The organism is Enterococcus sp. DIV2371 (genome assembly GCF_050498525.1).
Lineage (GTDB): Bacteria > Bacillota > Bacilli > Lactobacillales > Enterococcaceae > Enterococcus_B > Enterococcus_B mangumiae.
Genome location: NZ_JBIPAJ010000001.1, coordinates 2886907 through 2899632 on the forward strand (window position 1 = coordinate 2886907; position 12726 = coordinate 2899632).

The 12726-nt window shown below is 37.2% G+C and carries 12 protein-coding genes and 1 pseudogene; 4 read left to right on the forward strand and 9 right to left on the reverse strand.

The features are described 5' to 3' along the window. Positions 1–168 precede the first annotated feature (168 nt). Positions 169–1803, forward strand: a complete 1635-nt coding sequence (gene ade, locus IGL24_RS13600; RefSeq protein ID WP_429966360.1) for an adenine deaminase — start codon at positions 169–171, stop codon at positions 1801–1803. A 55-nt stretch (positions 1804–1858) separates the two neighbouring features. Here the strand turns inward: ade and trmB are convergent, their stop codons facing one another. The 4 genes from trmB to IGL24_RS13620 form a co-directional block, all read right to left on the reverse strand. Continuing rightward, positions 1859–2509, reverse strand: coding sequence for a tRNA (guanosine(46)-N7)-methyltransferase TrmB (gene trmB / locus IGL24_RS13605; RefSeq protein WP_104776326.1), 651 nt, complete (start codon positions 2507–2509; stop codon positions 1859–1861). 114 nt (positions 2510–2623) lie between these two features. Then, positions 2624–3403, reverse strand: coding sequence for a phosphotransferase family protein (locus IGL24_RS13610; RefSeq protein ID WP_066025820.1), 780 nt, complete (start codon positions 3401–3403; stop codon positions 2624–2626). A gap of 298 nt (positions 3404–3701) precedes the next feature. Beyond that, entirely contained in the window at positions 3702–4913 is a 1212-nt protein-coding gene (locus tag IGL24_RS13615; protein ID WP_207115837.1) for an ABC transporter permease, read from the reverse strand. Continuing rightward, entirely contained in the window at positions 4906–5643 is a 738-nt protein-coding gene (locus tag IGL24_RS13620) for an ABC transporter ATP-binding protein (RefSeq protein ID WP_207115838.1), read from the reverse strand. The genes IGL24_RS13615 and IGL24_RS13620 overlap by 8 nt, the downstream gene beginning before the upstream one ends. A gap of 127 nt (positions 5644–5770) precedes the next feature. Here IGL24_RS13620 and IGL24_RS13625 point away from each other — a divergent pair. The 3 genes and pseudogenes from IGL24_RS13625 to IGL24_RS13635 all read left to right on the forward strand — a co-directional run. Next, a pseudogene (locus IGL24_RS13625) lies at positions 5771–6214 on the forward strand (HIT family protein); the annotation flags it as partial. Beyond that, positions 6207–6554, forward strand: coding sequence for a YtxH domain-containing protein (locus tag IGL24_RS13630; protein WP_206859361.1), 348 nt, complete (start codon positions 6207–6209; stop codon positions 6552–6554). The pseudogene IGL24_RS13625 and the gene IGL24_RS13630, both read left to right, overlap by 8 nt. Positions 6555–6735: 181 nt before the next feature. Further along, the gene (locus tag IGL24_RS13635) at positions 6736–7764 is read left to right on the forward strand and encodes a peptidylprolyl isomerase (protein WP_206859359.1); all 1029 of its coding nucleotides are present in this window, start codon (positions 6736–6738) and stop codon (positions 7762–7764) included. Positions 7765–8066: 302 nt separating this feature from the next. On the opposite strand, the gene IGL24_RS13640 is transcribed toward IGL24_RS13635, so the two are convergent. From IGL24_RS13640 to IGL24_RS13660, 5 genes are all read right to left on the reverse strand, one after another. Beyond that, a complete protein-coding gene (locus IGL24_RS13640; protein WP_207115839.1) occupies positions 8067–9494 on the reverse strand; it encodes a helix-turn-helix domain-containing protein in 1428 nt (475 codons plus the stop codon). A gap of 7 nt (positions 9495–9501) precedes the next feature. Further along, positions 9502–9918 carry a hypothetical protein gene (locus IGL24_RS13645; RefSeq protein ID WP_207115840.1) on the reverse strand — a complete coding sequence of 139 codons (417 nt, stop codon included), beginning with the start codon at positions 9916–9918 and terminating at the stop codon, positions 9502–9504. Positions 9919–9923: 5 nt separating this feature from the next. Beyond that, positions 9924–10679: a class A sortase gene (locus IGL24_RS13650; RefSeq protein WP_207115841.1), complete on the reverse strand. Its 756-nt coding sequence runs from the start codon at positions 10677–10679 to the stop codon at positions 9924–9926. Beyond that, positions 10660–11784 carry a DUF916 and DUF3324 domain-containing protein gene (locus IGL24_RS13655; protein WP_429968518.1) on the reverse strand — a complete coding sequence of 375 codons (1125 nt, stop codon included), beginning with the start codon at positions 11782–11784 and terminating at the stop codon, positions 10660–10662. The genes IGL24_RS13650 and IGL24_RS13655 overlap by 20 nt, the downstream gene beginning before the upstream one ends. Before the next feature lie 183 nt (positions 11785–11967). After that, positions 11968–12723, reverse strand: a complete 756-nt coding sequence (locus tag IGL24_RS13660; RefSeq protein WP_207700128.1) for a WxL domain-containing protein — start codon at positions 12721–12723, stop codon at positions 11968–11970. Positions 12724–12726 lie beyond the last annotated feature (3 nt).

Here is a 12726-nt window from a genome sequence, read left to right on the forward strand (position 1 = left end):
AAATCGTTGGTTAAATCCGAATTTATGTTATACTAGTAAAAATTTATTTTGGGAGGTTTCAGAGTGGATTCGCATTTAAACAAACACATTGCAGTTGCCGGAAAAAAACAACCCGCTGACTTGGTCATCAAACATGCAAAAATCGTCAATGTCTTTACCAAAACGATCATGGAAGGTGATGTCGCTGTCTGTGACGGAAAGATCGTAGGTATTGGGGAATACGAGGGTACGACCATTTATGATGCAAAAGGACAGTATTTAGTTCCTGGTTTGATCGATGGTCATGTGCATATCGAGAGCTCTTTGTTAGCGCCAAAAGAGTTTGCGAAAATCTCTCTGTTACATGGGGTTACGACAGTAGTAACTGACCCTCATGAAATCGGAAATGTGGCAGGAAGCTTAGGTCTTGAATTTATGTTGACAGATGCGAAAGAGACACCGATGAATATATTTATCATGTTGCCTTCTTGTGTGCCTGTCACACCATTTGAAACTAGTGGTGCAGTCTTAGATGCAAAATCACTTGCGCCATTTCTTACGCATCCTGAAGTCCTTGGCTTAGCCGAAGTGATGAACTATCAAGCAGTCGCTTCAAATGAGCAAACGATTATCGATAAATTGCAACTAATGCACCAAAACAATAAAAAAATCGATGGCCACGCTGCTGGTATCCACGGGGACGATCTAAACGTCTACTTGACTGCTGGCATACGTACAGACCACGAGGCAACGACCGCCGAAGAAGCAAAAGAACGTTTAGCACTAGGTATGTATTTGATGGTTCGAGAAGGAACCGTAGCAAAAGATCTACATGCTCTGTTACCTGCGATCACACCGGACAATTCACGACGCTGTTTATTTGTAACTGATGACAAACTGATCAATGATCTAGTAGCAGAAGGCTCGATCGATCATATCGTCCGCGAAGCAATCTTGGCGGGTATGGACCCACTACAAGCAATCCAAATGGCTTCATTGAATGCGGCAGAATGTTTTGGTTTACAACATTTAGGAGCAGTTGCGCCAGGCTATCAAGCAGACTTTTTCTTAACTGATGACTTGAACAAATTGCCGATCAATACGGTTTTCCATCAAGGAGAAACGGTTGTGGTAGATGGACAGTTGGTGCCTGATTCTACAGAAACAAACAATCAGCCTGCTATTGACGCATTACCAAAAATGGCAGTTGCGCCATTCGATTCAAATTCTTTGAAATTGGCTTTAGCTTCATCAACTGCTCATGTCATTGAGATCATCCCAAATAGCTTGTTGACAAATGATTTGTTGGAGCAAGTCCAAGTCGAGGACGGTGCTTTCACTCCTTCCATTGCAGATGATCAACTAAAAATCGCTGTCATTGAGCGTCACCATCGCACAGGAAATATCGGACTTGGCATCGTCAAAGGATTTCAATTAAAAAGTGGTGCCTTAGCGACTACGGTGGCTCACGATTCACATAATATCGTCGTCGTAGGAACGAATGATGAAGACATGCGTTATGCTGCTGAACGTTTGATCGAACGTGGCGGCGGAATGATCGTTGTAGATCAGGAAACCGAATTAGCTTGTTTACCGTTACCGATTGGCGGATTGATGTCTCTAGAACCTTTTGAAACCGTCAATCAACAATTGCTGAACTTGACTGAGCAAGCGCACAAGCTAGGAGCAAGCCAATCATTCGATCCTTTCTTGACACTTTCATTTCTAACGTTATCAGTTATTCCTGAATTGAAGATCACCGATATGGGTCTCTTCTCTTTTTCAAAATTTGACTTGATTTCCGTCTGTGACCAAAAAGAGTAAAAATGAGAACAAAAAAGAAGAGAAAGGAACTTGTTGTTCCCATTCTCTTCTTTTTCTATTTGTTTTTATCTACAAATTGTGCTTCTACACGATAGATCCGTTGTCCACGAGAAGAGAACTTCTCTTCATATTCTGTCATGATATTGTCTTCAAAATCACTTTGATGTAAATCAAGCCAGACTTTTTTCAGGCGCATGCCGTACTGTGAAAAACTAGCCAATGAATACTCAAACAATCCTTGATTATCTGTCTTGAAGTGGATCTCACCATTTGGTTTTAAGATTTCTTCATCGACAGCTAAGAATGTACGGTACGTCAACCGTCGTTTCTCATGTCTTTTTTTAGGCCACGGATCCGAAAAGTTCAAATAAATTTGATCGATTTCATTTTCTGAAAAGTACTCAGTCAAAGCGGAACCATCCACATGCAATAATCTCAAATTAGGTAGTGGTTCTTCCAATACTTTGTCTAACGCAATGGAAACGACACTCACTTGCATTTCGATCCCGATATAATTGATTTCTGGATGAGCTTTTGCCATCCCAGTAATAAACTGGCCTTTTCCCATACCGATCTCAATATGGATTGGTTGATCATTGCCAAACAATTCTTTCCATTTCCCACGCCATTTCGTTGGCTCACTGATGACGATCTCTGGATGAGCGGCTAGCATTTCTGCTGCATTTGGTCGGTTACGAACACGCATCTTTTTCTTCCTCTCTATTCCTATCAAAGATTGTTCCTTAGATTCTACTTATTTTAGCCTAAATTGCTAGGAGTCTTGCCCCTAAAAACAAAAAAATCAACTGAATATCCGAGCTTAACCACTAAAAATACGTTTAAGTTGTAAAATCTCTTCATTCATTCGTCGATAATCTTCACGTTTACAGTAGCGGGTGATTTCTTGTAATAAATTCATCACCGCATACCAATGTAACTTTTCTAAAATCTCATCTGTTGGTCGGATACCATAACTGATCAACCATTGGTTCCAGCTAGACAAAGGCACGTAATTTCCTAGAATAGTCGCAATATCCACAGCAGGATCAGCGAACATGATCGAATCCCAATCAACTAGATATAAATAATTTTTACAGACTAACCAATTCCGATGATTGACATCGCCATGGACGACTGCTAGTTTCTCTTTGTCCACAGAAGGGACTTGTTGGCATAAATAGCGATAAACAAGTTGCAAAAATTGATTATTTTTTAAGCTATCGGGTAAATCTTGTTCATAATATTGAAGCATTTTCTGAGGTGTCAATACCCTACCACCGATCCGAGAAAGCATCGTTTTTAAAGACGTCGAATGATGTAAATGATACAGCACATCTATGACATCATTTCTTTGACCGATCTCATTAGGCGTCAACAAGCGGCCTTCTAGCCACTCTTGTGCGGTCAACGTATCGCCATCCCCTGTTCGCTTTGTCCACACTAATTTCGGCGTAATGCCTTCACGAGAGAGTGCAGCGAGCATTGGCGTTGTGTTTCTCTTGATAAAAACTTTGTCTTTATCACGCATGCCTATGTATGTTTTTCCTGTGTCACCTTTGATGGGGCGTAACCGCCACTCTTGGTCTAACTGAAACTCCATCGCGCATTCTCCCGTCCTCTACTATATGTTTGCAGTACCTATTATTCTAGTCGCCCAAGTCTTGAACGTCAAGCACATATACGTTCTTTTTCCATGTTTTACTCTCTAAAAAACCAACTTTTATCAAAATAAAAAAGTGTCGGGCGATTTATTCTCATACTTTAGGTTTATTACACACGATTTTTACAGGATCAAAAAAGAGGAAAGTTCGAAAAAACATAAAGTGATTTCGGACTTTCCTACATGACATATACAGTCATTATAAAAAAATGAAGTTTTTCAGCTTATTTTTCAACTACTACTCCGCAAGTTTCTTTAAACGAGTTGGCACGTACCATTTGATTAAGAGTCCAGTGACAACAAGATAGACCAAGATTGGCAGCCATCTTTCGTTTCCTTCAAGGACAACCGCAGCAATCAAACCGAATAATAAAGCAACAAAAGTCAAAAGCCATGTCAAGAGACGTTGGATTGCTCCTTGTTTTTGACTTTCCTGAATAGGATACAATTGGACCAAGATCATATAGCGAAATTGACTGTATAAAGGTAATAACTGAAACCCGATCAAATACAGAAAGAGTGAACCAATACCTAAAGTAAAGTATAGATCGTTGATTCCTGCGATAATGATCGAACCGATCACTGTTAAACGCATATATAAGCCGATAAAGTCTGACCCTCTGGCAAAACGTCTAGCAAACAAATAAAGGTATGTGTTTTTTGTTTCTTTTTTGATTCCTTGTAACACAGGATCAAGATAGCGACGTCTTTTGACTTTCGCAGTGATCTCCGGCACATCTGTAAACAAGTTGATGAATTGATAGATTTGGTGCAACCGTTGTTTTTCTAACTGGATCATTTTTTCCCAATCCAAATGGGCGGACATATTTTTCCACAAGAACATATAATAAACGACCGCTTGCACGCTTGAAAGAACTAATCCCGCCCAGATATTCCCATAAAAAGAGAGCAGTAAGATAGCGAAAGACGATAGCCACCAACCATGTTTGAACAGATTTTTTCGTGTTTCTTCCAAACGATAAAAATCAGCACGTTTCACTTGTAAATGACTAGACTTCAAACTCCATAATATAAGTAGATACACAAAAAACATTGAAAAAGGTTGTTGCGTCGAAACAACGACCAACGGCATCGCAAATCCGCCTACAAGCCCTAGAAAAACCAGCGGAAAAATACAAGAATAGCGAAATGCTCGTTGCAAATATCCTCTCATCTCGTTTTCCTTTGGTAAAAGAAAAACGAGATCCGCAGGCTCCGCAAAAGTCGCAATTTTTCCAACGAATAAGCAAAGCAACCAGATCACTGAAACGATGACCCCTCCAATTGAGAAAGGTGCATGAAGTGTTTTTAACCAGTTAGAATAATAAAGCCCTAATCCCCCAATCAAAAACAAACAGACCAATACAAAATGATCGTTGAACACATAGCGTAAATATTTCATCATTTTTTTATGATGTTTTGCTAGTCTTTTTTGAAAAAAATCACTCATAGCCTTGCTCCTTCGTCAGCGCGATGTAGATTTCATCTAGTGACGCTTCTGGCATCTGAAAAGCAACCTGTAACTCTGCCAACGTGCCATCTGCTCGGATCTCTCCTTCATGGAGAACGACAAAACGATCACAATATTTTTCAGCAGTTGCTAAAATATGCGTAGACATCAAAATACCTGATCCTTCATTTTTCATTTCAACCATCAATTCCAGCAACGCATTGATTGCCAGTGGATCCAGACCGAGAAATGGTTCGTCAATGATATACAATGATGGCTCAATCAAAAAAGCACACAGAATCATGACTTTTTGTTTCATCCCTTTTGAAAAATTGGCAGGAAACCACTCTAAACGGTTGGACAAACGAAATGTCTGTAACAACTTCTCTGCCCGTTTCATCGCAACATCCATTGGAATATCATAGGCCATAGCCGTCACTTCGATGTGTTCTTTTAACGTAAGTTCTTCATATAATGAAGGTGTTTCTGGAATATACCCAATTTGCTTACGATAGCTTTCAACATCCTTTTTTAGAGTTAATTGATTGATTTCGATTTTCCCTTTCGTCGGTTGCAATAAACCAATGATATGTTTGATCGTTGTACTTTTCCCGGCGCCATTCAACCCGATCAATCCAACCATCTCTCCTGGCTGAACGGTAAAACTGATATCTTTCAAAACAGGTAAATGTCCATAACCACCTGTAACATGTTCAATATTTAAACTCATCTTTCTTCCTCCGTTAATATACTGTTCTCATTATACCACGAAGAAAATCACGTCCAATTATTTTTTACGCACATTCTCATGAACTTATGTTAAAGTTGAGGTAACGAAATTTGAACGGAAGAAAGGTGTTTTTAATATGGACAATTGTATATTTTGTAAAATCATCAAACAAGAAATCCCGAGCTACAAGATCTATGAAGATGAAAAAATCTATGCGTTCTTAGATATTTCTCAATCAACTAAAGGTCATACGTTGATTATTCCTAAAGAACACGTCACTGATATCTTTGAATACAATGAAGAATTGGCGAGTGATGTTTTTGCTCGCATTCCCAAAATCGCTCGTTCAATTGAAAAAGCATTTCCTGAAATGGAAGGGTTGAATATTATCAACAATAATAGAGAGTTAGCTTATCAGACCGTTTTCCATTCCCATATCCATTTGATTCCGCGCTATAGCAAACAAGATGATTTCTCCATCCACTTTGGGAACCATCAAGCAGATTATACAGCAGAAGAGATGACTGCCATCCAAGAGCAAATCAAAGAGCAGGTGATGAAGCATGGTTAAAAATTTTCTAAAAGGACTAGCTTTCGGTGCCGTTACCGGTGCCGCAGCTGGATTATTATTTGCCCCGCGGAGTGGAAATGAAACAAGAGAAAAATTGATTGAAGAATTAGATGAAGCAACGGAATTGACCAACGAATTAAATAACAGTTTGAATCATTTTAAACAAGCGTTATCCGAAACAAAAAGAACAGCTGAAACCGTTATTCCAACTTTTCAAGAATCGATTGAAAAAGACATTGAAAATTTTAAATTTCAAGCTGAGCCACGAGTTATGCAGATTCAAGAGCAAGCAGAAAAACTGTCTTCGCATTTCCCTGAATCCTTGACAGACGTGCAATAATGAGCAAAAACCAAGCACTTTTGTTATGTATATGTCTTTTTTATGTATCAAGATGATTGGAATGTGACAAAAATTTGAATTTTGTTTGAAACTATCGGGCAGAACGTTTTTATTCACCGGTAGTTATGGTATAGTTATATTTGTGAAAACCAATAATAAATTACAGGAGTGCAAATTTTAAATGAAAAAGAAAAAAATAATTTTAGCTGCGACAAGTGCGTTAGCTATTCTAACACTAGCAGCTTGTTCTGGTGGCGGGGATACAAATAAGGATATCGTAACCATGAAAGGCGGTACGATCACCGTCGCTGATTTTTATGAGAAAGCAAAATCTGAATCAGCAAACCAACAATTACTTCAACAAATGGTCATCTATGATGTATTTAACAGTAAATACAGCGATAAAGTATCTGATAAAGAAGTAGATGCTGAATTCGATAAAACGAAAGAAACTTACGGCGATAGCTTCGAGTCACAATTAGAAGCAGCTGGTTTTACTGAAGAAAGCTACAAAGACTTCCTTCGCAACAACCTTGTCTTCAAAGCAGGGATTGAATCTCACGTAAAATTGACAGACGAAGACTTGAAGAAAACTTGGGAAACATTCCATCCAGAAGTAGAAGCACAAATCATCAAAGTTGCTAGTGAAGACGAAGCAAAAGAAGTGAAGAAATCAGCTGACGACGGCAAAGATTTCGAAGAGCTAGCAAAAGAAAAATCAACTGATACAACAAAAGACGATGGTGGGAACATCAAGTTTGATTCAGAAACACAAACTGTTCCAGCAGAAGTCAAAGAAGCTGCTTTCAAACTTAAAGACGGTGAGATCTCAGATGTGATCACTGCAACAAACACTTCTACTTATGCTACAGAATACTATGTCGTGAAAATGGTCAAAAACCAAGATAAAGGTAACGACATGGATAAATTCAAAGATCAATTAGAAGAAATTGCGACTCAAGCAAAAGTAAATGACAGTGAATTTACAACAAAAGTAATCGGTGAAGAACTAAAAGAAGCTAATGTGAAAATCAAAGATGACGCATTCCAAAACATCTTGACACCATTTACTACAGCTACAACAAATACAACTTCAACTGAAGACTCAGCAACAGAAAGCTCTGAAACAAAGACTTCTGAAACAAAATCTACTGATTCTACTGAAGCATCAGAAACAGAGCAAAGTACAACTGAATCTACAAACGAATAATCCTTTGACTTTTACAGGAAAAATGGACAGGAAGAGAATTCTCTTCCTGTCCATTTTTATCATCGAATAAAAGAAAGTGGCATCGCTATGTTGCACCAGTCACTCCAAAAAGTTCACCTAACTTTTGAATAGAGAGCATTGTTTGTCTTCTGTTTGATGTGTTGAGGATGGCATAGAGGTAAATTAGAGGGACAACTCAAACAGCATTCATCCCCGATTGTGGCTAGAGCTCTTCTACCTAATTTAATTTCCATTCTTTTTCTTTTTACTCACTAATTAACTAATTCTAATGATGGGAAGAATTAGACAGAATCAATCAAATCAGCTTCATCACCCGTTTGTAGCTCAAGGATCTTTTTTGTTAAATTCGCCCAATCGACCACTCTTGGAGGATCTAGCCATACAATGACATTCGTTGATTCACTATCATAGACATCATTCATATTGGTGATCACGATATCTGCCTCATGATGAAGATTTGGATCAATGATTGCCACATTTAAATTCACATACATCGCTAAATTCTTTTTGATAAACTCATTGTAAAGTTCTCCATAAGAAAAATCGATACCAATTTTGACCGGTACTTTCAAATGATCTACTGGGACCGTATGGATCAGTAACATCAAGTAATTAAAAAAAAGAATACTTTTATTTCTTGAGAAATCGCTAAATTCATCTATGATATTCTTCGTATATTCTAGTAAAAAAAGATAGAATTCTGGATAGGTTTGATAAAAGAATTGAGTATCTATTTCTATTCTATTGAACTTTTCTATCGGATAATATTTACTCGTAAAATGTACTCTTTCTAATCCCTTCAATAGCTCACTTTTTATAGCGGGCGCTAATCGAGTAAAATTCTTTTCTACTTTATTCACAAACAATTGATTTAATAATTGGATCTTACTATCTTCATTCCTATTGATATAGCTATCATCTAGCTTATTGTAGCTATATAACCATGCTAAAAGATAGTACGTATAGTTGATAGAACGTAGAGAAAGTGTTTGTTTTAATCTTAATGTTTCTGCTTCATCAAAAAAATGAACGATTTCATCTTTAATGTTGATCTCTTCTCTAGTATTCTCTATTTTTCCAAGCGCTAAACAATGAAACAATTTCTGTTTTTCATAATTAGAAAATACAAACATCTGTTGTAATGAATCCATTATTTGTTCAACTTCCGAAATTATTTTTTGTTCATATACATCTTCAAAAGACGGGTTGATCAGTAAAAATAAATGATACATAAAAAATAAAATGTTTGTTCTACTGCCAATCATCTTTCCTTTTTCAAGTGTGATATTGTAGTAGTTTAATTCTTTTTGTAGACGTTTTATCGTTTTGTACGCCACTGAATAACTGACGTGGTGCTCCTCCATAAAATCTTCTAACGAGGTAAATTCTCTACTAAAAATAGAAATAAGTAATGCAGTGGATAATGATTGTTTAATGTACTTGGATAGAACGTAATTACTTGTATAATCACCATTGATTTCTAAAATAATTTCTACATTTTCAGTCGATAGTTTAAAGCTTTCACTCAAATCCCAGTCGCTAATATCACTTTTCAAATTGTCAATGGTCTTTTTCACAAGAAAAGGAGACAATTCTAGTTCCTCCTGAAGTTTTGACAATGATTCAGTCAAAGTGACACTTCTTTCAAGATACTTTAGTAAGTTGTAGCTTCTTCTATCTTCTTTATTTAGTAAAAATTCATAATCCATTAGTAAATCAACTCTTTCTTCCGTAAATTACTGTTCCTACTAATTCATTCACAAGGTCTAAATAAAAATTAGTTCTTGGCTTACCTCCTGCTCCGCTTGGATCATCTTTCATGATTGCTTCTACTGAGTAATCATTGAACAAATCTTCTGAAAGATCTAGTCTTTTATTACGCTTTGTCTTCTCTGTTTCTTCCTCAGTTGTTTCTGTAGTATGTTCTTCTTCCTCGTTTTCCTGAGGTTCTTCACTTTCTTCTAAAATGGCTTCTACCACCTGATTTGTATTGTCTAAAGGCTCAATTTGTTGGCTAGGATCCGCTGGATTATAGATTGGATTTTGGTTTTCTTCCGCATAAACGCTCGTCTCCAGCCGAAAAAACGATAAGAGCAAGGTACTCCACAATAAAATATTTTTATATCTCTTCATAGGTTTCACACATATCGCCAAATCGTATAGTTTCCTATCATTAAAATGAAAAGGATGATTAGAATAGGAACTACACTATATTTCACAATACTCCTTCTCATTATTTTTCTATCATTGTTTTCATTCCTCTGTTGTATGTGTTCAATATGTTCTTCTACCTCATCTAGCAACTTAGCCACAATAACGATCCTCTTGTCAGTGATTGTTGGCTGATTACAAGTAATAATTGTTAGTTGTGCATGATCCGTATTTTCCAATACACTAAAATCTGTTTCCATAACAAGTTTATTTTCAACAACTTCATAGTTCAGACCCTTTGACAAGTACTTTACATAAATCTTATCACCTACTTCCAAGTTCGTGACATTCCCTAGTAAAATTTCTGCCATGCCCAAATGATGACCGAACAACAACATATTTTCAGTTTCTGGATTTCTTTCCGGATACATCGATCCTACACCAAATAGCATCTGATCATTATTCAATCCTGCAAAAATAGGTGTATTGATATTCTGACTTGGAATAACGATTTCTCCAATCGCTTCTCCTATACTTTCTGAGCTAGTATACAAATAATTCTCTAATGTAGGTAAATGAATGATTTCATTAGGTTTTTGAGGTGGTAATTCTGACGAGACTACCACTTTAGTCGTTTGAATCCTGATCAGGGTTAGCGTGTTTTTTATTACAGGAAATGAAAGCAAACTTACACCTATCACGAAAAGTAGATGAATCACAAATTTAATCTTCTTTTTCCTCATTTTTCTTTTTTCTCCAAAGTAGCCAAAGAATCAACAACACTACTAATAATAAGAGCAATGCTCCTATTAAGAGATACATCCAAGTATGATCTTCTGGGATCGTGACATCTTTTGCATTTAGTTCTCTTGCCACTTGCCCATCAATTGTAAAATCTTTTTCAAAAGTCCAATAATTCCTGTATTTGATTGGTCCCCCCTCAGTTTCTCTAACAAATTCACCTGATTCATCTTCATTCGCAAAAACAGTGGCTCTTATCTTATATTCACCTGGTTCGAGCGCAGCACCATTTAAAGAAGTGGGGAAATCAAATCGCGTATTAGGTGCAATCTGTAATTTTTCCTTATCCTCTGCATATAATACTGTATCATTCCCTTTTTTTGTGATTTTTGTTTGGAGGTTCACTTGATTGATATAGGTTTTTTGATCATTTTGAAGAGTTGCCAAAATCACGTTTCTTGCATTGATCTGACCTGGCTCTACTTCATGAAGTATCAAGTTAGGTGCTACTTTATTTTCCGTTTGTCTCATCAGCAATGCGACAACATACGAATATTCATTTTTTATGGAGAGACCTTGTTGATCATCTCCACTTTGATCTTCTTCCGTGATTTCTTTAAAGGTGATACCTCCTGCTAAGACACCATCAAAGATTGTTTTTGGCATATTGACTTGAAAGACGATTGTTTCTTTGCTTTGCGGTGCTAACGTCACTGTCTCTGGGTATTCAACATAATCTGCAATATCAATATCTAAACTATCGTCTTTCTCAATATTGTTTTCTCCATATTCAACTACTACATTTGAATTGGTGGTCACACTATTTAAAGAAACATCAACTTTTACTTCTTTATCTGTATCATTTCTTAATTCAACGGATAACTCTTCTGTTTGTTCGGGATCAAGTCTAATATCAAAATAGGTTTTAGTTCCATCTATTTGACTGTCTGGGGGTGTAGTCGTGATAGCAAAATTGAACTCACTCGCAGACACAGGTATATTGGAAAAGAGAGCCATTAAAACAAATAATAGGACCCATTTTATCTTTCTTTTTTGTTTCACTTTACTTCCTCCTATACGGTATGTAAGGCATTCAGGATACGTCATCATCCAAAAGCTACTAATAATGATAGTCATGAACACATCATGACCATGTCTAAAATAGTAAGAAGCATTTTGACTAGAAACCGAAATTCACAAAAATTTAAAATCAATTTTTGTGAATTTCTTCTTATTTTCTATAATGGACGATGCGGTCCCAATCTCATCTCAAATTCCTTGATCCATTGATTAATTCCCTGGTGTATCTGATAATGTCCAAGTTAATCTAGTCGCATATTTTTCGGCATACTTTGTCGTTGCTCCAGGAACATTTAATTCAATACTTGTATCTGCTGTTGGAACACTTCCCCAAGCAAATAGGTATGTGCCTGCTCCGTTACCAACACGAGCAGTCATCACGGTTGATTGTGCACCATTTGCATCCAGTACGATATCCGCCGCTCCATCTGGTGCACCAGATGTTGAAGCAGTGACCACATTCCCGTTTCTTAAACGGATCGTTGCACCTGTTAAGACTTTTCCGCTAGATGAAGTAAATTGACCTTCTTGATTCACTTTGAGTGTCCAACCTGCTTCTGTTCCACGATTATCTGTCACCTGTACGTAATTGGGGCCTTCTTTGATATCAGCCAAGGGGTTGCCATTTTCATCCAGCTCTCTGTACTTTTGTGATGCAGCAAAATATGTTTCATCTTTAGAAGTGATTTTTTGCATCCCAAAGTCTAAACCTGAGGCATAGTCGATCGACAAAGGCCCATTTGTTCCTGGATCAGGATCACCACCTCCTGGCTCCGTTGGGTCAATTGGAGCTACTGGATCTACTGGATTCGTTGGATCAACTGGCGTTGTTGGATCAGTATTTGGTACAAATTGAACTACCCCATTTGAAGTGTATACGCCCCCATCTGCTGCAAAAGCAGTTGTGGAAACGCCCAATGTGCCCAATGCAATTGTTGCTATAATAAACTTCGATGTTTTTTTCATTTG

What these genes read in the sequence shown, in the direction of transcription:
- IGL24_RS13645 (WP_207115840.1), bottom strand. Translation starts at nt 9,918, where the DNA reads ATGAAGAGATATAAAAATATTTTATTGTGGAGTACCTTGCTCTTATCG.
- IGL24_RS13650 (WP_207115841.1), bottom strand. Translation starts at nt 10,679, where the DNA reads ATGAGGAAAAAGAAGATTAAATTTGTGATTCATCTACTTTTCGTGATA.
- IGL24_RS13660 (WP_207700128.1), bottom strand. Translation starts at nt 12,723, where the DNA reads ATGAAAAAAACATCGAAGTTTATTATAGCAACAATTGCATTGGGCACA.
- IGL24_RS13630 (WP_206859361.1), top strand. Translation starts at nt 6,207, where the DNA reads ATGGTTAAAAATTTTCTAAAAGGACTAGCTTTCGGTGCCGTTACCGGT.
- trmB (WP_104776326.1), bottom strand. Translation starts at nt 2,509, where the DNA reads ATGCGTGTTCGTAACCGACCAAATGCAGCAGAAATGCTAGCCGCTCAT.
- IGL24_RS13610 (WP_066025820.1), bottom strand. Translation starts at nt 3,403, where the DNA reads ATGGAGTTTCAGTTAGACCAAGAGTGGCGGTTACGCCCCATCAAAGGT.
- IGL24_RS13655 (WP_429968518.1), bottom strand. Translation starts at nt 11,784, where the DNA reads ATGACGTATCCTGAATGCCTTACATACCGTATAGGAGGAAGTAAAGTG.
- IGL24_RS13635 (WP_206859359.1), top strand. Translation starts at nt 6,736, where the DNA reads ATGAAAAAGAAAAAAATAATTTTAGCTGCGACAAGTGCGTTAGCTATT.
- IGL24_RS13615 (WP_207115837.1), bottom strand. Translation starts at nt 4,913, where the DNA reads ATGAGTGATTTTTTTCAAAAAAGACTAGCAAAACATCATAAAAAAATG.
- IGL24_RS13620 (WP_207115838.1), bottom strand. Translation starts at nt 5,643, where the DNA reads ATGAGTTTAAATATTGAACATGTTACAGGTGGTTATGGACATTTACCT.
- ade (WP_429966360.1), top strand. Translation starts at nt 169, where the DNA reads ATGGAAGGTGATGTCGCTGTCTGTGACGGAAAGATCGTAGGTATTGGG.
- IGL24_RS13640 (WP_207115839.1), bottom strand. Translation starts at nt 9,494, where the DNA reads ATGGATTATGAATTTTTACTAAATAAAGAAGATAGAAGAAGCTACAAC.